Origin of the sequence: Grimontia indica (assembly GCF_000333895.2) — a bacterium.
Taxonomy (GTDB): domain Bacteria; phylum Pseudomonadota; class Gammaproteobacteria; order Enterobacterales; family Vibrionaceae; genus Enterovibrio; species Enterovibrio indicus.
On record NZ_ANFM02000012.1, the window covers coordinates 87047 to 110291 of the forward strand.

Here is a 23245-nt window from a genome sequence, read left to right on the forward strand (position 1 = left end):
TTTTAAAGACTGATCACGCGTTGCAGTTCTGCAAGGCTGGTGATGCCTTCATTGAGTTTTTCGATGCCGGATAATTGCAGCGTTAACATGCCATTGCCCATGGCAAGGGTTTCTATGCGGGAAGCTGACGCGCCGTTACCAATCGCTTCTGCCAATTCCCTGCTGACTGGCATCACTTCGTAAATACCGACGCGGCCAAGATAGCCATGGTTGCAGTGATTGCACCCTTCCGGTGAGGCTTGATAAACCAGCTCAGGTTTGAGCGATGGGTAGTGTTGGGTAAGCGCTGTCAGGTGATGGTCATCGGCGTCATGTGGCACTTTACAATGTGGGCAAAGTCGACGCCCTAAGCGTTGGGCGATAATCAAGGTGAGTGAAGCGGCAAGGTTGTAGGCAGCAACGCCCATATTTGCCAAACGGGTGACACTTTCCGCCGCTGAATTAGTGTGCAAAGTCGACAATACCAAGTGACCAGTTTGTGCAGCCTTGATACCGATTTCTGCGGTTTCCAAATCACGGATCTCGCCGACCATCACCACATCTGGATCCTGACGGAGAAAGGCGCGTAACGCTTTGGCAAAATCCAACCCGATATCGTTGTTGATGTTGACCTGATTGATCCCGGGCAGGTTGATTTCAACCGGGTCTTCAGCGGTAGAGATATTGCGATCAGCGGTATTGAGATACTTCAGGCCGGTATACAAAGAGACGGTTTTCCCGCTCCCTGTAGGGCCTGTCATCAAGATCATCCCTTGCGGGCGATTCAGCGCATTCAGATAATCTTGTTTTTGTTGCGCACTATAACCGAGAGAGTTGATATCTAACGCCACACTGCCACCATCCAAAATCCGCAACACCACCTTTTCGCCCCAGAGCGTAGGTAGGGTAGAAACGCGCATATCGATGGACTTATCTTCGGAAAGGTTCAGCTTTATCCGTCCGTCTTGTGGAAGACGACGCTCAGCGATATTCAGCTTGGCGATGATTTTTAACCGTGTCGAAAGTCGCCGCGAAATACCGGCTGGTGGGGTGCTGTGGGTTTGCAAAATGCCGTCTAAACGGAAACGGATTTGGTAGCTTTGCTCGAAAGGTTCGAAGTGGATATCGGAAGCTTGTTTACGGACAGCATCCATCAAAACTTGTTGGATATAGCGACTGACAGGTGCATCGTCAGAAAACAGGTCTTCGTTTTCAGCAATGTCGTCGATGCTGTTACTCAGCGCCTCTAGTTCAGAGTCTGTGACGCTGTTGGTCCGAATTCTCTCCGCGACATTCTTACCATAAAGCCGTCGGATTGCCCCTTCAATTTGGGCATGTTCCAACAGTACGGGATTAACTGAATAACCTGTGGCGAACTGGAAATCATCCTGAATATCAATACGGGTGGGGTCACTAATTCCTAACAGCAGTTGCTGGTTGCGCATTTCTAGCGGAATGCACTGGGAAGAGAGCACCAAGTCTTTTTGATTCAGTGTCGCGTTAGTGGCTTCCCAGGAAAACTGCTTAATGTCCTGTAAAGTTTCGCCAAAAATTTCAGAAACGGCTTTGGCTAGTTCTTCGCTTGATAGGATTTTTAAAGCAAGCAAAGCCGAAGGTGTGCTTACACCTTCGGCTTCTATCTTTGCTGTGACATCTTGCTCTTGCGCAGGGGAAAGGTATTTTGCCCTACGCAGAGTTACAGCAAGGTTTTGAAGCATATGATTATTTTGGTGTCCCAGCGGTACAACTTTTCAGGTCTTCAACGCCAGTATTGTGAACGCATTTCCAACCAGTAGCAGATTTTTCGTATTGTACTTCTGTACCATTTAGAGAGGTATTTGAACCAAACTCAAGGGTAATAGTTCCTCCTGTGAGTTTTGCGTCGTCACCTGTTCCAGTTGTTACTTGAGCAAGCTCTAAGGTTCCAAGCGCAGTCATATCAGTTGCAGCACCTAGTGCATTCCAATTAGCCGTGTCGTTTGTTGGGAAAGTATTTTCCTGAGTGTACAAGTCAATGTTTGTTAGCAGTGACTTAAGTGTCGCAACGCCAGCAGTAGCATCTGATTTCTTCGTGTAGCTCTCATAGGCTGGTACAGCGATTGCTGTCAGTGCGCCAATAATCGCTACCACAATCAGAAGCTCAATTAAGCTAAAACCCTTTTGCTTTTTCATGTCCATTACTCTCCGATTAATTCATATACGCAACTGTGCGCTTAAAGTGGTTCCAAGATACGGCGGATGGAGAGGGGAAAACAGCAGATAAAATTCGGGTTTCGAGTGGTGGATTGTCTTTTCTGTAATTGACCTGTTAATCAATTACTTTAATGTGAAGCGCGAAATAAAAAAGCAGGCGTTATGCCTGCTTTTATCAATTAATGTTTTGATATTAATAAGTTACTTAAGGCGCATCGATAAATCCATGGCGCGAATATGTTTGGTCAATGCACCGACTGAAATGTAGTCCACTCCGGTTTCTGCAAACTCGCGGATGGTATCAAGGGTAACATTGCCGGAAACCTCAAGCGCGACTTTCCCTTTGTTGAGCTCCACAGCTTGGCGCATCATGTCGGTGGTGAAGTTATCCAGCATCACGATGTCTGCTCCTGCATCAATCGCCTGCTGCAGCTCATCCAGCGATTCAGTTTCCACTTCAACCGGTTTACCAGGGTTTAACTTCTTCGCCGTTTCTACCGCGCCCTGAATGCCGCCGCAGGCAATGATGTGGTTTTCTTTAATCAGGTAGGCGTCATAAACACCAATACGGTGATTAAAACCGCCGCCGCAGGAAACGGCATATTTCAGCGCGTTGCGAAGTCCTGGAATGGTTTTACGGGTATCCAGTAGGCGGGTTTGGGTGCCAGCAATTTTCGCTACATAGCGGGCAGTTTCTGTGGCACAGCCGGAAAGTGTCTGGATAAAGTTCATCGCGTTGCGTTCGCCAGTCAGCAGGGTGCGGGCTGGGCCTTTCAGTTCGCAAAGCACCTGATTTGGCGCGACCTTATCACCGTCTTCCACTTTCCAGTCGATAGTGACCGTGCTGCCAAGCTGGCGGAAAACTTCATCAGCGAATACTCGGCCGCAAAATACACCAGCCTCACGGGTGATGATGGTGGCTTCACCTTGGGTGTCGGCAGCAATCAAGCTGGCTGTAATATCATTGTCCGCATTAATCTCACCGCCCAAGTCTTCTTTCAAGGTATCGGTAACGCAGCGAACCACATCTTCTTCAAGGTGTGTTTTGAGATAGGCGATACGGCTTTGGCTATCGTGGACGCGTGAAGTATTTGAAAGATCGGACATGGTGGTTCCATCACAGTGAGTTCGGTTTAATACAGGTTGGCCCTGAGTGATGGATGCAAGTTTACCGTCGGCAGGGGAAATTTGCGAGGTAAGAGGTGAGTTCTCTGTATGTCGATTCGTTAGAAAGTTGTGCCTGTTTTGGCGGATGACGAGTTAAAATAGTCAAAGACCTGTTTCTTGTTTGCTGTTTTTGGCGAGTTTTCAATGTTAACCATCACCAATCATTTGTTGGATAGTGCCAGTTATGTTCCTTCACCTCACTTTAACGAGCGCCCGGTCGAGGAAGACATTTCGCTGCTGGTGGTACATAACATCAGCTTGCCGCCGGGTGAATTTGGTGGGAGCTATATCGAAGATTTCTTTCAGGGAAAACTCACCTCTACAGCGCATCCCTTCTTTGATGAAATCCGCAATGTTCAGGTCTCAGCCCATTGCCTGATAAAACGTGATGGCAGGGTGGTGCAATTTGTTCCTTTCAATCAACGAGCTTGGCATGCTGGGGTGTCATCATTTGAAGGCCGTGAGCAGTGCAATGATTTTTCGATTGGTATTGAGCTTGAAGGGACAGATGACTTGCCATACACAGAAGCGCAGTACGTTTCATTAGCGGATATATCTCGCGCCATCATGAAGCACTATCCCGCAATTACTCCTGAGCGTATTTCTGGCCATGAGAACATTGCACCAGGAAGAAAAACCGACCCCGGTCAGGCATTTCATTGGAAGAAGTTTAAAGCGCTCCTCTAGGTCAAAAAGTGGGGGGAATGTGCGTAAAGGTGTGTTGACGATTTGCTACACCACCTGAAACGACTTTGAGACTGAGCGCACAGAATTCCAACCGTGACCAAAATAATTGGTCTGACCATTACATCTCCATTGATTAATAAATGCGCGACATCTAATTGTAACTTCTATGACTTAAATCAAGTTTACGGTGGACACTAAAGCCGCATTCTGGTAACTTTTTATGTGTTTGGTAATTGGTCTTACCAATTTACAAGGCCAGGAAATGGGATAGGACGCGCAGGAACTCCGGCGCCAAATAAATAATAAAACGATGGCTATACAACGGATTCGTCAACCCAAACTATCTGACGTTATTGAGAAAGAGCTTGAAAGCCTAATTCTGGAAGGAACCCTCTCGCCTGGGCAAAAACTGCCGCCAGAGCGCGAGTTGGCGAAGCAATTTGATGTTTCCCGCCCCTCCGTCCGAGAAGCGATTCAGCGATTAGAAGCCAAAAAACTCCTTAATAGAAAACAAGGTGGTGGCACCTTTGTGAGTGAGCGCTTGTGGCAGCGTTTCTCCGAGCCTTTGATTGGCCTTCTGGCTGACCACCCTGAAAGCCAGCTTGATTTGCTGGAATCCCGTCATGCGCTGGAAGGTATCTCCTCGTATTTCGCTGCGTTACGTGGAACTGATGAAGATTTAAAGCGAGTGTGTGCATGCCACGACAGCATTCGCGAAGCCCAGCAGCTTGGTGATTTAAAAGCCGAAGCCGCCGCCGTTATGAAATACCTGATTGCCGTTACCGAGGCATCACATAACGTGGTTCTACTGCATATCATGCGCAGTCTGGCGCCATTGCTGGAGCAAAACATTTTGCAAAACTTTGAGTTACTGAACCGACGTGAAGATGTCGTCGCGAAAGTAACCAAGCACAGAGCCAATATTGTTCAGGCGATTACCGCTGGTGAGCCGGAAAAAGCCCGCCAGGCATCGCATGCACATTTGGCCTTTATCGAGGAAACCCTGCTGGATCTGGGCCGTGAGGAGAGTCGAATTGAACGTTCTCTTCGCCGGATACAGCAACGCAAGGACGAGTTGGAATAGCGGATCCCGACAGCTTTGAGGAGTTGTCAGGAACCGTTTTTTTCAGCTGCGACAACATTAGTTTTGTACGAGTCAATCAACGAAAGGATAGATCGCCATGTCTGAAGTCATGAAAAATGACGTGGACGCACTAGAGACCCAAGAGTGGCTAGCAGCTCTTGAATCAGTCGTTCGTGAAGAAGGTGTAGAACGTGCCCAGTTCCTGCTTGAGCAAGTTATGGAAAAGGCGCGCCTTGACGGTGTTGATATGCCAACTGGCATCACCACCAACTATGTGAATACCATCCCAGCAGACAAAGAGCCTGCATACCCGGGTGATGTAAACCTGGAACGTCGTATTCGTTCTATCATTCGTTGGAACGCGATTATGATCGTGTTGCGCGCATCTAAGAAAGATCTGGAACTGGGCGGCCACATGGCGTCTTTCCAATCTTCAGCTGCATTCTACGAGACCTGTTTCAACCATTTCTTCCGCGCACCTAACGAGGTGGACGGTGGCGATCTGGTTTACTACCAAGGTCACATCTCACCGGGTATCTACTCGCGTGCATTCGTTGAAGGTCGTCTGACTGAAGAGCAACTGGATAACTTCCGTCAGGAAGTAGACGGTAAAGGTATCTCTTCTTACCCACACCCTAAACTGATGCCTGAGTTCTGGCAGTTCCCAACCGTATCTATGGGTCTGGGTCCAATCTCTGCTATCTACCAAGCTCGTTTCCTGAAGTACCTGAACGGTCGTGGTCTGAAAGACACTACCAACCAGCGCGTATACGCATTCCTGGGTGATGGTGAGATGGATGAGCCAGAATCACGCGGCGCGATTTCTTTCGCAGCTCGTGAGAAGCTGGATAACCTGTGCTTCCTGATCAACTGTAACCTACAGCGCCTGGACGGCCCAGTAATGGGTAACGGCAAGATCATCCAAGAACTGGAAGGTCTGTTCAAAGGTGCTGGCTGGAACGTTGTTAAGGTTGTTTGGGGTAGCGGTTGGGACAAACTGCTGGCGAAAGACACCACCGGTAAACTGCTTCAACTGATGAATGAAACCGTTGACGGTGACTACCAGACGTTCAAAGCAAAAGATGGTGCTTACGTTCGTAAACACTTCTTCGGCAAATACCCAGAGACTGCAGCACTGGTTGCTGACATGACTGACGAAGAGATCTTCGCGCTGAAGCGCGGTGGTCACGAGCCGTCGAAGCTGTACGCAGCATTCAAAAACGCACAAGAAACTTCAGATCGCCCAACAGTGATCTTGGCTAAGACCGTTAAAGGTTACGGCATGGGTGAAGCAGCTGAAGGTAAGAACATTGCGCACCAGGTTAAGAAAATGGATATGACCCATGTTCTGCACCTGCGTGACCGCCTGGGTCTGCAAGACCTGCTGTCTGACGAAGACGTTGCTGCACTGCCTTACCTGAAACTGGAAGAAGGTTCTGCGGAGCACCAGTACCTGCACGCTCGTCGTCAAGCGCTGAAAGGTTACACGCCTAAGCGTCTGCCTAACTTCACTGAAGAACTGACTCTGCCTCAGTTGGACGCGTTCCAACCTCTGCTGGAAGAGCAAAAGCGTGACATCTCTACCACCATGGCTTTCGTACGTGCACTAAACGTGCTGCTGAAAGACAAAGGCGTGGGCAAGAACATCGTTCCAATCATTGCGGACGAAGCGCGTACCTTTGGTATGGAAGGTCTGTTCCGTCAAATCGGTATCTACAACCCGCACGGCCAGAACTACACCCCACAAGACCGCGACATCGTTTCTTACTACAAAGAAGCAACGTCAGGTCAGGTACTGCAAGAAGGTATCAACGAACTGGGTGCAATGTCTTCATGGGTTGCTGCGGCAACATCATACAGCACCAACGATCTGCCAATGATCCCGTTCTACATCTACTACTCAATGTTCGGCTTCCAACGTGTTGGCGACATGGCGTGGATGGCTGGCGACCAACAAGCACGTGGCTTCCTGCTGGGTGCAACTGCAGGTCGTACAACGCTGAACGGTGAAGGTCTTCAGCACGAAGATGGTCACTCACACATCATGGCGGGTACCGTTCCTAATTGTATCTCTTATGACCCAACTTTCGCTTACGAAGTTGCAGTGATCATGCAAGACGGTATCCGTCGCATGTACGGTCCAAAGCAAGAGAACGTGTTCTACTACCTGACGCTGATGAACGAAAACTACGCGCAGCCAGCAATGCCAGAAGGCGCTGAAGAAGGTATCCGTAAGGGTATCTACAAGCTGGAAGCCTACGCGGGTGACAAAGCGAAAGTTCAGCTGATGGGCTCAGGCACCATCCTGAACGAAGTACGTGCAGCGGCTGACATCCTGAGCAAGGATTACGGCATCGCATCTGACGTATTCAGCGTGACGTCTTTCAACGAACTGGCACGTGATGGCCAGGCGTGTGATCGTCAGAACATGCTGAACCCAATGGCAGACGCGCAAGTCCCATACATTGCACAAGTGATGGGTACTGAGCCTGCTATCGTTGCGACTGACTACATGAAGAACTACGCGGACCAAGTTCGTGCGTTCATTCCTGCTGAGTCTTACCGCGTGCTGGGTACTGATGGCTTCGGTCGTTCAGACAGCCGTGAGAACCTGCGTCGTCACTTCGAAGTTAACGCTGGCTACGTAGTCGTTGCTGCGCTGACTGAACTGGCGAAGCGTGGTGACATCGAGAAATCAGTGGTTGTTGAAGCCATTGAGAAGTTCGGTATCGACACTCAGAAAGTGAACCCACTGTACGCGTAAGAGGCATATATCAAATGGCAATCGAAATTAACGTACCAGACATCGGTGCCGATGAGGTTGAAGTTACTGAGATCCTCGTTAGCGTTGGTGACAAAGTTGAAGAAGATCAGTCGCTGATCACCGTTGAAGGTGACAAGGCGTCGATGGAAGTACCTGCATCACAGGCCGGTGTGGTTAAAGAAATCAAAATCGCAGAAGGCGACAAGGTTTCTACCGGTTCTCTGATCATGATTTTCGAAGCCGAGGGTGCAGCTGAAGCTGCACCTGCTCCTGCAGCAGAAGCCGCTCCAGCAGCGGCACCTGCTCCAGCAGCAGCGGCTGAGCTGAAAGAAGTTCACGTACCAGATATCGGTGGCGACGAAGTAGAAGTCACTGAAATCATGGTAGCGGTTGGCGACAGCATTGAAGAAGAGCAATCTCTGATCACTGTTGAAGGCGATAAAGCATCAATGGAAGTACCAGCTCCTTTCGCTGGTGTTCTGAAAGAAATCAAAGTAGCAGCGGGTGACAAAGTGTCTACCGGCTCACTGATCATGGTTTTCGAGACTGCAGGTTCAGGCGCAGCACCAGTTGCAGCGGCTCCAGCAGCAGAAGCTCCTGCGGCAGCACCAGTCGCTGGCGGCGTGAAAGAAGTTCACGTTCCGGACATCGGTGGTGACGAAGTCGAAGTGACCGAAATCATGGTAGCAATCGGCGACAGCATCGAAGAAGAGCAGTCACTGATCACTGTCGAAGGTGACAAGGCTTCTATGGAAGTCCCTGCACCATTCGCAGGCGTACTGAAAGAAATCAAAGTAGCAGCAGGCGATAAAGTGTCTACTGGCTCGTTGATCATGGTGTTTGAAGTGGCTGGCGCAGCACCAGCGGCGGCAGCGCCAGCAGCATCTGCACCTGCAGCGGCTCCAGCTCCTGCGGCGGCACCTGCAGCAGCTTCTGCGCCAGCAGCAACCGGTGATTTCCAGGAAAACAACGAGTACGCTCACGCGTCTCCAGTTGTTCGTCGCCTGGCTCGTGAGTTTGGCGTTAACCTGTCGAAAGTGAAAGGTACAGGCCGTAAGAGCCGTATCCTGAAAGAAGACGTTCAGAACTATGTGAAAGATGCGCTTAAGCGTCTGGAATCTGGTGCGGCGGCTTCTGCTTCTGGTAAAGGTGACGGCGCTGCATTGGGTCTTCTGCCTTGGCCGAAAGTTGATTTCAGCAAGTTCGGTGAAACTGAGGTTCAACCTCTTTCTCGCATCAAGAAGATTTCTGGCGCGAACCTGCACCGTAACTGGGTAATGATCCCTCACGTGACTCAGTGGGACAACGCTGACATCACTGAGCTGGAAGCATTCCGTAAAGAACAAAATGCTATCGAAGCGAAGAAAGACACTGGCATGAAGATCACCCCACTGGTGTTCATCATGAAAGCTGTTGCGAAAGCGCTGGAAGCATTCCCAACGTTCAACTCTTCGCTGTCTGAAGACGGTGAGAGCCTGATCCTGAAGAAATTCGTTAACGTTGGTATCGCAGTAGACACGCCAAACGGCCTTGTTGTTCCAGTCTTCAAAGATGTGAACAAGAAAGGTATCTATGAGCTGTCTTCTGAGCTGATGGAAGTATCGAAGAAAGCACGTGCTGGCAAGCTGACCGCAGCTGACATGCAAGGTGGCTGTTTCACTATTTCCAGCCTGGGTGGCATCGGTGGTACTGCATTCACGCCAATCGTGAATGCGCCTGAAGTTGCAATCCTGGGTGTGTCTAAGTCAGAAATGAAACCTGTATGGAACGGCAAAGAATTTGCGCCTCGCCTGCAGCTGCCATTGTCTCTATCGTATGATCACCGCGTGATCGACGGTGCAGACGGTGCACGTTTCATTACTTACCTGAACGAGTGTCTGTCAGACATTCGCCGTCTGGTACTGTAAGGCAACACTCCCCCGATCAGCGTTCGTCTGCATATGGCGAACGCTGATTTGATGTACAGCTCACAGGCTATGGGTTTTTATTTTTCAGCTTTTTAACAGGGCTGTAAACTGTCAGGCCAAATGCGAGGCTAGATGTACCGCGCAGTGAAACAAATGGTCCAAGATAATAAAACTCTTAGTCAGGGATATAAGACTACAACGAGGTCAGAATGAGTAAAGAAATCAAAGCCCAAGTCGTCGTACTGGGTTCGGGTCCTGCAGGTTATTCAGCGGCGTTTCGCTGTGCAGACCTGGGTCTGGACACCGTTCTGGTAGAAAAATACAGCACGCTGGGTGGTGTGTGTCTGAACGTGGGTTGTATCCCATCGAAAGCACTGCTGCACGTAGCGAAAGTTATCGAAGAAGCAAAAGCGATGGCTGATCACGGTGTTGTATTTGGCGAACCAACTACAGACATCAGCAAAATCCGCGTATGGAAAGAGAAAGTTGTTAACCAACTGACTGGCGGTCTTGGCGGCATGGCTAAGATGCGTAAAGTGAACGTGGTTAATGGCTACGGTAAATTTACCGGCCCTAACACCATCGTGGTTGAAGGTGCAGATGGCGCGACCACTGTTAACTTCGACAACGCAATCATCGCTGCGGGTTCTCGCCCAATCGAACTGCCATTTATCCCGCATGAAGATCCACGCATCTGGGACTCTACCGATGCACTGGAACTGAAAGAAGTTCCTGAGAAAATGCTGGTTATGGGTGGCGGTATCATCGGTCTGGAGATGGGTACTGTTTATCACTCGCTGGGTTCTCAAATCGACGTGGTTGAGATGTTCGACCAAGTTATCCCAGCAGCAGATAAAGACATCGTTAAAGTCTTCACCAAGCGTATCAGCAAGAAGTTCAACCTGATGCTGGAAACCAAAGTGACTGCGGTTGAAGCGAAGGAAGACGGCATCTATGTAACGATGGAAGGCAAGAAAGCACCTGCTGAGCCGACGCGTTACGATGCAGTACTGGTTGCTATCGGCCGTGTACCTAACGGTAAACTGCTGGACGCTGAGAAATCTGGCGTTGAAGTTGATGAGCGTGGCTTCATCAACGTTGATAAGCAAATGCGTACTAACGTACCGCACATCTACGCGATCGGTGACATCGTAGGTCAGCCAATGCTGGCTCACAAAGGTGTTCATGAAGGTCACGTAGCAGCTGAAGTTATCGCTGGTAAGAAGCACTACTTCGACCCGAAAGTGATTCCATCTATTGCGTACACTGAGCCAGAAGTGGCTTGGGTTGGTCTGACTGAGAAAGAAGCGAAAGCACAAGGCATCAACTACGAAGTTGCTACCTTCCCATGGGCTGCATCTGGCCGTGCAATCGCGTCTGACTGCTCAGACGGTATGACAAAGATGATCTTCGACAAAGACACTCACCGTGTTATCGGTGGTGCGATTGTTGGTACCAACGGCGGCGAACTGCTGGGCGAAATCGGTCTGGCTATCGAGATGGGTTGTGATGCTGAAGACATCGCACTGACCATTCACGCTCACCCGACTCTGCACGAGTCTGTTGGTCTGGCTGCGGAAGTGTTTGAAGGTACGATTACTGACCTGCCAAACGCGAAAGCGGTGAAGAAGAAAAAATAATTTCTGATTCTTGAATTGAAGAGCGTCTCTTAGGAGGCGCTTTTTTTATTCTTAGTGAACAGTAACATAGGCTTTGTGTTGATATTACTATGCACCTGTAACAACTTGATGTTAGTCCTTTTTGAACCAGCCTTGAACCTTTTAAAAGGTCAGTGTACTTTTATTTCGATTAGGTCAAAGAAGTGTTTGATAATGTTTCTGAATAATTGAAAAAACGCATAATATTGCGGACATTGATCGTGTGCTTGTCTGATTTAGCGTAAGCCTTTTGGCTCCCCTTTTTGACAGAGTTGTGTTCAATACAGCTTTTCTGTCAGCCCTACTTTTTGCTTTATCAACAATATCTATCAACCGTTTTTGCAGTTTGAGGTCCCCATGTTTGCGTTTAGCCAACTCTCGTTCAAGACCAAGCTATTTATACCGCTTGCGTTTGTCAGTACCATTTTTACCAGCGTCCTAGTGGCGTCCTATCAGACATTTGAAAGGCAAATTACGCTCAACGAAGAGCTTAATGGGCAGCTTCAACCCACATTCACTGACATCGAAGATGCTTATCGAGATCTTTACCAATCAATGGGAAGCTTAGAAGGCTTACTGGCGCGAGGCGTATCGCCAGAAACCGTTAAATCGCAACAGTTTGAATTTTTTGAAAATGCTCCGCTAGCAGTAAAGCGTATGCAGTCATTCCAATCTTTGATTGATTTGGGCATTGTTGATCGTTCCTTACAGGCAGTGCTCAATCGGCTAACGCAGAATACAGAGCGTTGGCTAGATGAGCTTGAGTTGCTCATCAGTGATCCTTCAACAGTAAAAGCGCGCTATGCCCAACAGCACCAAGCGCTTTCAAGTGACTTTGCAAGCCTTCGTAATGACATAAAAATCCTTGAAAAAGCGATTGAATCGGCAAGCAAACGCGTATCCGGCGAGATTGCTACGTCCACGATCAGTGCTGAGCGTTTGATTGTTGGTGGCACGCTTGCTGCGCTTATTTTGGCCCTGGTTGGCGGGATAGTGCTGTCCCGAATGCTGATGAAGCCAATGAATGAAATGTTGGAAGCACTGAGAAACATTGCTTCTGGAGACGGCGATCTGACGCAGCGACTGTCGGTGCAATCGCAGGATGAGATTGGACAACTTGGCAACGCATTTAACGAATTTGTCAGCAAGATACAAACCAGTATTAAGCAGGTTGTTGATGCTTCTCATGATGTCCGTGCTCAAACAGAGCAGATTGAAACGGCGATGCGAAGCAGTGTGACACAAACAGAAAGTCAACAACGTGAAAGCGACATGATCGCCGCTGCGGTGCAGGAAATGAGTGCCAGCAGCTTCCAGATCAGCGAAAACGCTTCGGAAGCAGCAGAAGCGACTCATACTGCCACGCAGGAAGTGGGCGCAGCGCAGGATAGCCTTGCGAGCACTGTGAGCGCGATGGCGTCTCTTCGTGAGCGTATTGAGCAGTCACAATCGACCATTGGTACCTTGAACAATGATGTCGACAGCATTGCGTCAATCATCGACGTGATCCGTGGTATCGCGGAACAAACCAACCTGCTGGCATTGAATGCAGCGATTGAAGCGGCACGTGCGGGAGAACAGGGCAGAGGTTTTGCCGTTGTTGCCGATGAAGTGCGTGTGCTGGCGAACAAGACCCAGCAAAGTACGGAAGAGATCCGCGAAATGATTGAGCGTCTTGAAACAGGCACCAAGAATGCCGTGGTAGCTATGGATGAGAGCAGCGAAGCGAGTCAGAAGACCGTTTCTCAAATCCAGCAAACCTCCGAATACCTGGATGCGGTATCCACCATGATTGTGACCATCAATGACCAGAACAGTCAGGTTGCAGCAGCGTCTTCTCAGCAAAAGACAGTCTCGGAAGACATTAACCGCAACATTCACGGTATCGTGGAAAACGGTAAGCAAGTGCACGATAACCTGGAAGAAGTGGAAGGTGTGTGCCTGAATCTGGCGCAAAGAAGCCGACAACTCGACAGTGTGGTTGGCGCTTTCAGAGTCTAAGTTTTCACGCACAAAAAAACGCCGCAATTGCGGCGTTTTTTGCTTTTTGTTGGCAACGCTTAAAGTTTAAAGCGTTTTACCAGTTCATCGAGTGTATGCGAAAGTTCGCGCAATTCATCGCTGGCACGCGCCATGTTCTCAGCAGTATCTGCGGTTTGCTGGGTAGTTTCGTTAATGTCTTCGATGTTGCGATTGATGTCTGCAACAACGGTAGATTGTTCTTCCGTCGCTGTCGCCACCTGAGTATTGATGTCTGAAATCAGGACGATTTGCTCGTTGATTTGCATCAGCGCTGAAGAGGCATTCTGTGAGGCATCCGCGCCTTGGAAAGTCAGCTGTTGACTGTTCTCCATCGCTTCAACCGCAAATTGCGCTTCTTTCTGCAGATCATCGATCATGGTCTGGATTTCATTGGTGGATTCCGCAGTGCGGCTGGCAAGGCTTCTCACTTCATCCGCAACAACCGCAAAGCCACGTCCTTGTTCGCCAGCGCGTGCCGCTTCAATCGCTGCATTCAGCGCCAGTAAATTGGTTTGTTCCGAAACACCACGAATCACGTCCAGAATACCGCCGATTTGCTGAGTGTTGCCTGCCAGTTTGCGGATCACTTCTGCCATGTTGTTCATGTCAGTGGCCAGCTGCTGAATATTATCTTGCGCCGACATGACCACGCTCTGGCCCGTCGCCGTTTCATTCGCGGCATTGTTGGCTGAATCCGCCGCATGGGCAGCATTGGCCGCGATTTCGTTTACCGTCGCTCCCATTTCATTAATGGCAGTAACCACCAACATGGTACGGTCACGCTGACTTTGGCTCTGATTCTGGGTCATTTGTGCTTGTTCAGCCACGACAGATGCTGAGTTGTTCAGTGATTGACTGGTAGCTGCTACGTCACCCACCACCTGATGGATTTTGCTGACGAAACCATTGAAACCCTGCGCAAGCTGACCGATTTCGTCGTTGCCTTTGACTTCAAGACGTTGGCGGAGGTCGCCTTCACCTTCACCGATATCGCGGAAAACTTTCGCCAGATCGGAGATAGGACGGGTGATGGTTGATGCAAGGAAAACGGCTGCTATGGCAATCAGCGCACACACCAAGACGGACAGCAGGATAATTTGCTGGGCAGTACTGGTAAGCTCATCGTAAACCTCATCGGTAGGTACTTCCGCCACGACAAACCAGTCAAGAGATGGGATGTAGCTGGAGGCCAACAGAACATTACGTTCATTAGTTGAGGCTTCAATCAGGTTAAAGTCACGTTGAATTAACAGGTCGCGAACATTTTCCTGATACATCTGCGCGATGTTACTGTTGCCCATGTGGACACTGTCGCGGTGCAATTGCACACGACCATCGCGAGAAACCATAAACACAAAACCGCTTTGCTCAACTTTGAACTGGTTCAAAAAGCTGACCATTTTATCCATCGAGCGGGACAGACCAGCCAATAGGGGGCCGTTAAGCTGTTGGTAGTTTACAAACAGCTTCAGGTCGCCGTTATCTTCCCGGTATACGCTGGTGGTGCGTGCTTTGCCGCTGCTGACCAGTTTAAAGAACCAGGAACTGTCTTCTGGTTTCAGCTGGCGTAGAAAGCCGTCCTGGTTCCAGTAGTCACCGTTTGCACGATTGGCGACAGAAGCATCCGTTAACTGGTATTGTTGTTTAAGTGACTGAAGGGTGTCGACGATATCTGATTTCGCGCGAGGGTCTCCCGCAGCCTGAACGGCGGTTGCCATCATTGGCATGCTGGCCAGTTGCTCTGCGGCGGCTTTCAGTTGGGTGACACTTTGCTCCACTTCTTCACGGATATTGGTGAGAAGTAGCGGCAGCTCATTGTCGAGCAGACGCGCCTCTAGCATATCGTGGGCTTTGGTGAGACTCAGGAAACTGACGAGGGTGGTGGATGCGATAACCGCTGAGATCATCGCGAAAATGAGTTTCTGTTTTATAGTTAACCGCGTGAAATTCATACTTTTCTCCGTGGTGCCGATATGAGCTCGGCGTTATGTGTCGCTTTTAAGGAACATCAAAATTGCAAGGCAGCAAAAAATGTTGATTAGGCTTCTAAAGGGCAGGTTGGTTACTGCAGTGATTCTGTTGTCGGCCATGCTGTCTGCATCTTTAGCGTTTGCGGAAAATAATTCTCAAAGACCAACAGTTGGATTAGTGCTTGGTGGGGGAGGCGCGAAAGGCGCGGCGCACGTGGGTGTGCTTAAGGCATTGGAAGAAATGCATATCCCTGTCGACTACATTGCCGGTACCAGTATGGGTGCCTATGTAGGTGGACTTTATGCCACGGGCATGAGCGCGGATGAAATCGGCGCTATGATGGAATCCTTGGATTGGAATGAAGGTTATCAAGACAGGGTTTACCGGGGTGATAGGCGCATCCGCGACAAAGAACATGAAGATCGTTACAACCTCTCCACTAACCTTGGCTTCGACTTTAAAAGTCTAAAAACACCCCAAGGGGTTGTACAGGGTCAGAATATGATCCGTATTCTTCGAGAGTCGACGGGCAATCTGCCTTCCTTTGAATCGTTTGACCAAATGGTGGTGCCTTACCGCGCTGTGGCCACAGACATTGAACGCCTGATCCCTGTGGTGATCGGTGATGGTCAACTGACCGAAGCCATGCTGGCGAGTATGGCGGTTCCGGGGGCGTTACCTCCCGTAGAGCTCGAAGGCCACTATCTCGTTGATGGCGGTCCCGTGAATAATCTGCCAGTGGATGTGGCAAAAGCACTGGGCGCAGATATAGTTATTGCCGTTGATATCAGTACCGACTATTACCCAGCGGAAGAGCTTGGCTCTTACCTTCAGGTTATGAACCAATTGGTGAACTTTATGGTTCGCCAGAGTACGGAAAAGCAAATCTCTAACATGGATAAAGGCGATTTCCTACTGACGCCTGATGTCGGGGACATGGAAACCACCGAATTTGATCGTGTGCCGGAAGCGCTGCAGAAAGGCTATGAGATTGCCATGGTCAACCGCGATGCTCTGGAAAGGATCAGCATGACTTCTGGCGAGTATCAGGAGTATGTGGAAGAGAAACAAAAGCGCCGCAGACTGATGCTTTATGGGGATACGCTGGACGTTGACCGCATCGTGATTAATAACGACACCAGTTTTTCTGACGAAGTGCTTAAAGCTCGCCTAAACCTACAAACGGGCAAAATGGATTCCGAAAACCTCGAGAAATCGGTGCAGAATCTTTACGCCCTCGACCGTTTTGAAACCGTGCGTTACCACCTTGAACAGGAAGGCAAGGAAAACGTATTGGTCGTTGATGTGGCCGAAAAGAGCTGGGGGCCGAATTTTGTCGACTTCCGCTTTGCTCTTGAAGATAACTTCGAGTCAGACACCAATTTCTCTGCGGGTGTCAGCATCAATACCACAGGGCTGTCTGATTATGGTGCAGAGCTGCGATCCACCTTTGAGTTGGGCTCTGACAAGAAAGCCCAAGCCGAGCTGTATATACCGTTTTCTGCGGAGCAGACTTTCTTCGCTGAAATACTCGGCGGATTGGAGGTAAGAGAGCGCAATGCCTATTACCGTGGTGACCAAGAGCCAGTATTGGGTAGTGATAGCTTTGCTATCGGTACTCGCTACAGCGAAGTGATTGGGGACGCCAGCGTAGGTTGGCAGCCAAAACTTTGGGGAGAGTTCAAGCTTGGTTACCGTCACGTTTATGGTGAAGAGAAGTTGGCGAACAGCCTGTCCCTGACGAGCGATTATGAACGTTCGATGCCCTATCTCTCCTTTACGCTAGATACCTTGGATAACAGGGTGTTTCCAAACATCGGTGGATATATCGACGCCTCTCTGGGTTATGCAAAGGACAAGGTCGATTATCAGGATGATCGCGAAGAAAGCGAAGCGGCAGTGTTGAACGTGGAAGGGATTTACGCCCAGACCTGGCGAAAACATACCCTTTACGGCAAAGCAAAATACGGCACCATCAACTCGCGTGTCGGGAATGTGCTTATTGAACCTCACGAGCTTGGGGGCTTTCTGAACCTGTCAGGTATTCCAAGGGATTCGCTCTGGGCGAACAATATCGCTTACAGTGCGTTGGTTTACCGCTATCGCCTGCTGGATAACGACTTTGGTTTGTTTAAATCTCCTGTGTATTTAGGGACTTCCCTTGAGTACGGTGGAGTGTGGAACAACCCAGATTTTTCACTAAAAGATATACCGTTTTACACGGCAGGCAGTATATTTGCTGGGGTCGATTCACCATTGGGACCCATCATTGTCGCCTATGGTCGTACAGAAAATGATCTCGATTCGTTCTATTTTATAGTCGGGTCCCACTTCTAAAGGACACAGAGGGCGAAGTGACTGCTTCGTTCTCACTGATAAATCAAATGTTTCATTCCATGCCTGGAATTTAAAATTTGGTTAAAAAGTGATAACATGCCAGCTTCGTTATGCAGGGCACCACAGAAAGATAGTTACCTCCTACATTTCATTCGGTGCCTGCTAGCCGAGCTTAATTCCAAGGATGTCTGGCCGCGACGGCCGGACCGCAATATGAGGAAAACGTCGTGCTTGAAGCCTATCGTAAACACGTCGAAGAACGTGCTGCTCAGGGCATCGTCCCTAAACCACTTGATGCGGAGCAAACCGCAGCCCTAATTGAACTGCTCAAGAACCCACCTGCCGGTGAAGAAAGCACCATCGTTGATTTGCTGGAAAACCGAATCCCACCAGGCGTAGACGAAGCGGCATATGTCAAAGCTTGCTTCTTGTCTGCTGTCGCGAAGGGCGAAGATAGCTCTCCGTTGATTAGCAAAGAGCGCGCTGTTGAACTGCTTGGTACCATGCAAGGCGGCTACAACATCGAATCCCTGGTCGCTCTGCTGGATGATGATGCACTGGCACCAATTTCGGCTAAAGCGCTCTCTCACACTCTGCTGATGTTCGATGCTTTCTACGATGTAGAAGAAAAAGCGAAAGCGGGTAACGCATTTGCGAAGCAGGTGATGGAGTCTTGGGCGGAAGCTGAGTGGTTCCTTTCCAAGCCGAATGTTCCTGAAAAAGTTACCCTGACCGTATTTAAAGTGACGGGCGAAACCAACACTGATGACCTGTCACCAGCACCGGATGCTTGGTCTCGTCCAGACATCCCACTGCACGCACTGGCGATGCTGAAAAACGAACGCGACGGTATCAATCCAGACCAAGCAGGCGTAGTTGGTCCTATCAAGCAAATCGAAGCGCTGAAAGAAAAAGGTCACCAACTGGTTTACGTGGGTGACGTTGTCGGTACGGGTTCATCCCGTAAGTCTGCGACCAACTCTGTACTTTGGTTCATGGGCGATGACATTCCAAACGTTCCAAACAAGCGCGCAGGCGGTTTCTGTTTGGGTGGCAAAATTGCTCCAATCTTCTTCAACACCATGGAAGATGCTGGCGCACTGCCAATCGAGCTGGACGTTTCCAAGCTGAACATGGGCGATGTGATTGATATCTACCCGTTCAAAGGTGAAGTTCGCAGCCACGGCTCTGACGACGTCCTGTCTACGTTCTCCCTGAAAACTGACGTACTTTACGATGAAGTACGTGCAGGTGGCCGTATTCCTCTGATCATCGGTCGTGGTCTGACAGACCGTGCGCGTGAAGCACTGGGTCTGGAGCCATCTGACGTTTTCCGTCGTCCACAACCAGTGGCTGACTCTGGCAAAGGCTTTACCCTTGGTCAGAAGATGGTTGGTAAGGCATGTGGCGTTGAAGGTATCCGCCCAGGTACTTACTGTGAGCCTAAGATGACTACAGTCGGTTCTCAGGACACCACCGGTCCTATGACCCGTGATGAGCTGAAAGATCTGGCATGTCTGGGCTTCTCTGCTGACCTGACTATGCAGTCTTTCTGTCACACTTCGGCGTATCCTAAGCCAGTTGATGTGAACACTCACCACACGCTGCCAGATTTCATCATGAACCGCGGCGGTGTTTCCCTGCGTCCGGGTGATGGTGTTATCCACTCATGGCTGAACCGTATGTTGCTGCCAGATACTGTAGGTACCGGCGGTGACTCACACACCCGTTTCCCACTGGGCATTTCATTCCCAGCAGGTTCTGGTCTGGTTGCATTCGCAGCGGCGACAGGTGTAATGCCTCTGGATATGCCTGAATCAATCCTTGTTCGTTTCAAAGGCGAAATGCAGCCAGGTATCACGTTGCGTGACCTTGTACATGCGATCCCTTACTACGCCATCAAGCAAGGCCTGCTGACCGTAGAGAAAGCCGGTAAGATCAACGCATTCTCTGGCCGCATTCTTGAAATCGAAGGTGTTGAGCACCTGACGGTTGAGCAGGCATTCGAACTGTCTGATGCATCAGCAGAGCGTTCTGCTGCAGGTTGTACTGTGAAGCTGTCTCAAGAGTCAGTGGCAGAGTACCTGTCTTCTAACATCGTGATGCTGAAGTGGATGATCAGCGAAGGCTACGGCGACCGTCGTACCATCGAACGTCGTATCTCTGCGATGGAAGCATGGCTGGCGAACCCAGAGCTGATGGAAGCTGACGCAGATGCAGAATATGCAGAAGTGATCGAAATTGATCTGGCTGAAATCAACGAGCCAATCCTTTGTGCGCCAAATGACCCAGATGATGCACGTCTGCTGTCTGACGTTGCTGGCGACAAGGTCGATGAAGTATTCATCGGTTCTTGTATGACCAACATCGGCCACTTCCGTGCAGCAGGTAAACTGTTGGATAAATTCGGTGGCACGCTGGAAACCCGTCTTTGGGTCGCTCCACCGACTAAGATGGACCGCGACCAGCTGACTGAAGAAGGCTACTACGGTATCTATGGCCGAGCTGGCGTACGTATCGAAACTCCGGGCTGTTCACTGTGTATGGGTAACCAAGCGCGTGTTGCTGATAAGGCAACCGTACTGTCTACCTCTACCCGTAACTTCCCGAACCGTCTGGGTACAGGTGCGAACGTTTACCTGTCTTCTGCTGAGCTGGCATCTGTGGGTGCTATCCTGGGTCGTATCCCAACGGTTGAAGAGTATCTGGAATACGCGAAGCAAATTGATGCGACAGCGGCAGATACCTACCGTTACCTGAACTTCCACCGCATGGATCAATACACCAAGAAAGCGGACGAAGTGATTATCCAAGCAGCGGTTTAATGCTTGAATAACTGATAAAAGAAAGCCTCCCAATTGGGAGGCTTTGTTCGTTATGGGGGATACTGATTTCCTGAGATTAGGACTTAGAGCCTAGCTTCAATGTTCTCGCTACATTCTGAGCGGTCAGTTCAACATTCTCTTTGGCATTAGCCAGCGCATCTTCCAAGGTACATGCACCTGATACCACGCTGAACAACACATCAATCCCATGGTCATACACCACAACGCTATCTTGAGTGATGCTACCTGCGATGCCGATGACTGGCAGATTAAATTGCTTAGCACAGCGCGCCACACCAATTGGGGTTTTGCCGTGAATGGTTTGGCTGTCGATACGGCCTTCGCCTGTGATGACCAGATCTGCATCTTTCAGCTGCTCTGACAGGTTAACGGCATCCATGACGATTTCGATACCTGGGCGCAGATCAGCATGGAAAATCCCCATCAACGCAGCGCCCATACCACCTGCTGCACCGGCACCTGCGCTATTTTTTACATCACTGCCAAGCTCTGATTTCATTATGTCAGCATAGAGAGCAAGGTTGGCATCCAACGTTTTGACCATCTCTGGTGTCGCACCTTTCTGCGGACCGAAAACCGCCGAAGCGCCTTTTTCACCGCACAGTGGGTTGTCGACATCACAAGCGACTTCAAGTTTTACGTTCTTGAGGCGGGGGTCGACATCGCTGCAATCGATGGTGTGAAGACTTGCCAATGCGCCGCCACCAAAGCCAATCGCTTGTCCGTCTTTGTCCAACAGTTTAACGCCAAGTGCCTGAGCCATACCTGCACCACCATCGTTGGTTGAGCTGCCGCCGATACCGACAATCAGGTGCTTAGCGCCATTGTTCAGGGCTGCTTTAATCAGTTCACCCGTACCGAAGCTGGTGGTTACCAGAGGGTTGCGCTCTTTGGATGGAAGCAAATGAAGACCTGATGCTGCAGCCATTTCGATAACAGCGGTTTCGCTATCACCCAGTAGGCCAAAGAAGCCTTCAACGGGTTTACCAAGTGGGCCTGTGACACTGACTTGAATAATACTGCCGCCTGTGGCATCAACCAGTGATTGCACGGTACCCTCGCCACCGTCTGCCATGGGCAGTGTGGTGAAACGCCAAGCAGGAAAAACGGTCTTGAAGCCGTTTTCTATGGCCTGAGCGACTTCTGCGGCACTCAGGCTTTCTTTATAAGAGTCAGGGGCAATGACGACATGCATTCTTGGGCTCCAGAAAACAAATTACAGAAGTATTAAACTAAGAATATAGACGGTGACAATACCCGTCAGACCTTGTATCAGGGTGGCTATGGTTTGCGCGCGGTATGCAGTGCTCACCGACATTTTGCTGAACTGGGTGACGACCCAGAAGAAGCTGTCATTGGCGTGTGAGACTGTCATTGCTCCAGCTCCAATTGCCAGCACTGTCAGTACGCGTCCCATTTCGGTCGCTAATCCTAGGTCGCCTAGCATCGGTGCAACCAGTGCAGATGTGGTGACCAAAGCAACAGTTGATGAACCTTGCGCTGTTTTCAAAGCGGCGGCCACGATAAATGGCATAAATAGACCGATGCCCAGAGTAGAGAGCGTTTCGCCCAGTTGAGGCCCCACACCTGTTGCTTTAAGCACGGCACCGAATGCGCCACCTGCACCCGTGATCAGCAGAATTGGAGCAGCAGTAGAAATCGCATCGGAAACCTGGGCAGTCAGTGCTTCACCTTTCGTTGGTTTATCTTCCGATGTTTTCACCAGTGGCAGGGCGATGAATAGACCAACAACCAGTGCATTAAGCGGTGACCCCAGGAAAGCCAGTGCGGTTTTTAATGTGCCGTCACCAAGAGGAGCGCTTGGGTAATTGGCGATCGAACCGAGGCAGATGAGGACTATAGGGATCAAGATAGGGGAGAAGGCCTGAGCAGCTGTTGGTAATTTCCCATAGCGGGCTTTGAGCGTTTCGTAACTCTCTGTTACTTCGTCATCTTCACCACACTCGTAGCGTGAAGATGCATAATTTGCCCAAGCAAGGCCTGCCAACGCAGTTGCTGCGGCCACAATCAGACCTAAACCAATGACCAGCCCTAAATTGTTTGTCAGGTCGAGGTTACCGGCTGCGGCAATAGGGCCTGGAGTTGGTGGAACAAAAGTGTGTGTGGCATACAGGCCGGTTGCCAGCGCAACACTCATGCCGACAGCTGAGACGCCCATACGCTTGGTCATGGCGCGTTTCAGTGAGTTCAGAATCACATACCCTGAATCACAAAATACGGGAATGGATACCAGATAACCTATCAGTGACATGGTCAGTCTGGGAAAGCGATCACCAAGCAGTTTGATAATGGTATCTGCCATTGTGATAGCAGCGCCAGAGCGCTCAAGGATGGTACCAATGATGGTACCCAGCATGATCACCAGACCGATGTATCCCAGAATACCGCCAAAGCCACCACTGATGGTTTTAGCGATGCTACTCAATGGCAAACCTGAAAGTAGGGCCGTTAAAAAGGCGGCGCCAAGTAACGCGAGAAAGGGGTGAATTTTAAACTTGGACGTTGATAGCACCACAAAGGCGATGGCTACCAATAACACGATAACGAGTTCCATGGGTGAGTCTCCTTGTAGGGTAATGGCATTTGTTATGTTGTTATCGTGTGTATTT

At 49.9% G+C, this 23245-nt stretch carries 14 protein-coding genes; 8 read left to right on the top strand and 6 right to left on the bottom strand.

Annotated elements, in window-relative coordinates; translation table 11 throughout:
• Window positions 1-2: 2 nt before the first annotated feature.
• From pilB to nadC, 3 genes are all read right to left on the bottom strand, one after another.
• Window positions 3-1697 carry a type IV-A pilus assembly ATPase PilB gene (pilB, locus tag D515_RS07085; RefSeq protein ID WP_002537397.1) on the bottom strand — a complete coding sequence of 565 codons (1695 nt, stop codon included), beginning with the start codon at window positions 1695-1697 and terminating at the stop codon, window positions 3-5.
• Window positions 1698-1701: 4 nt separating this feature from the next.
• Complete coding sequence (locus D515_RS26345) at window positions 1702-2151, bottom strand: pilin (protein ID WP_192815498.1); 450 nt, start codon at window positions 2149-2151, stop codon at window positions 1702-1704.
• 222 nt (window positions 2152-2373) lie between these two features.
• Window positions 2374-3279 (bottom strand): carboxylating nicotinate-nucleotide diphosphorylase, encoded by a 906-nt coding sequence (gene nadC, locus D515_RS07095; protein WP_002537400.1) that lies wholly within the window; start codon window positions 3277-3279, stop codon window positions 2374-2376.
• Between the two features lie 204 nt (window positions 3280-3483).
• Here nadC and ampD point away from each other — a divergent pair, with 204 nt between their 5' ends.
• The 6 genes from ampD (at window position 3484) to D515_RS07125 (ending at window position 13440) form a co-directional block, all read left to right on the top strand.
• Window positions 3484-4026: a 1,6-anhydro-N-acetylmuramyl-L-alanine amidase AmpD gene (ampD, locus tag D515_RS07100; RefSeq protein WP_039849752.1), complete on the top strand. Its 543-nt coding sequence runs from the start codon at window positions 3484-3486 to the stop codon at window positions 4024-4026.
• A gap of 310 nt (window positions 4027-4336) precedes the next feature.
• Window positions 4337-5110 (top strand): pyruvate dehydrogenase complex transcriptional repressor PdhR, encoded by a 774-nt coding sequence (pdhR, locus tag D515_RS07105; RefSeq protein WP_002537403.1) that lies wholly within the window; start codon window positions 4337-4339, stop codon window positions 5108-5110.
• A 97-nt stretch (window positions 5111-5207) separates the two neighbouring features.
• A complete protein-coding gene (gene aceE / locus D515_RS07110) occupies window positions 5208-7874 on the top strand; it encodes a pyruvate dehydrogenase (acetyl-transferring), homodimeric type (protein ID WP_002537405.1) in 2667 nt (888 codons plus the stop codon).
• 14 nt (window positions 7875-7888) lie between these two features.
• Window positions 7889-9781: a pyruvate dehydrogenase complex dihydrolipoyllysine-residue acetyltransferase gene (aceF, locus tag D515_RS07115; RefSeq protein WP_002537406.1), complete on the top strand. Its 1893-nt coding sequence runs from the start codon at window positions 7889-7891 to the stop codon at window positions 9779-9781.
• Between the two features lie 209 nt (window positions 9782-9990).
• Window positions 9991-11421 (top strand): dihydrolipoyl dehydrogenase, encoded by a 1431-nt coding sequence (lpdA, locus tag D515_RS07120; RefSeq protein ID WP_002537408.1) that lies wholly within the window; start codon window positions 9991-9993, stop codon window positions 11419-11421.
• Between the two features lie 375 nt (window positions 11422-11796).
• Window positions 11797-13440 carry a methyl-accepting chemotaxis protein gene (locus D515_RS07125; protein WP_002537409.1) on the top strand — a complete coding sequence of 548 codons (1644 nt, stop codon included), beginning with the start codon at window positions 11797-11799 and terminating at the stop codon, window positions 13438-13440.
• Window positions 13441-13499: 59 nt separating this feature from the next.
• On the opposite strand, the gene D515_RS07130 is transcribed toward D515_RS07125, so the two are convergent.
• On the bottom strand, window positions 13500-15413 hold the full coding sequence (locus D515_RS07130) for a methyl-accepting chemotaxis protein (protein WP_002537410.1): 1914 nt from the start codon (window positions 15411-15413) through the stop codon (window positions 13500-13502).
• Window positions 15414-15492: 79 nt separating this feature from the next.
• Here D515_RS07130 and D515_RS07135 point away from each other — a divergent pair, with 79 nt between their 5' ends.
• Both D515_RS07135 and acnB read left to right on the top strand, forming a co-directional pair.
• Window positions 15493-17769: a patatin-like phospholipase family protein gene (locus D515_RS07135; RefSeq protein WP_002537412.1), complete on the top strand. Its 2277-nt coding sequence runs from the start codon at window positions 15493-15495 to the stop codon at window positions 17767-17769.
• A gap of 227 nt (window positions 17770-17996) precedes the next feature.
• On the top strand, window positions 17997-20594 hold the full coding sequence (gene acnB, locus D515_RS07140) for a bifunctional aconitate hydratase 2/2-methylisocitrate dehydratase (RefSeq protein WP_002537413.1): 2598 nt from the start codon (window positions 17997-17999) through the stop codon (window positions 20592-20594).
• A 76-nt stretch (window positions 20595-20670) separates the two neighbouring features.
• On the opposite strand, the gene D515_RS07145 is transcribed toward acnB, so the two are convergent.
• Complete coding sequence (locus tag D515_RS07145) at window positions 20671-21810, bottom strand: glycerate kinase (RefSeq protein WP_002537414.1); 1140 nt, start codon at window positions 21808-21810, stop codon at window positions 20671-20673.
• A 21-nt stretch (window positions 21811-21831) separates the two neighbouring features.
• A complete protein-coding gene (locus tag D515_RS07150) occupies window positions 21832-23190 on the bottom strand; it encodes a GntP family permease (protein WP_002537416.1) in 1359 nt (452 codons plus the stop codon).
• Window positions 23191-23245 lie beyond the last annotated feature (55 nt).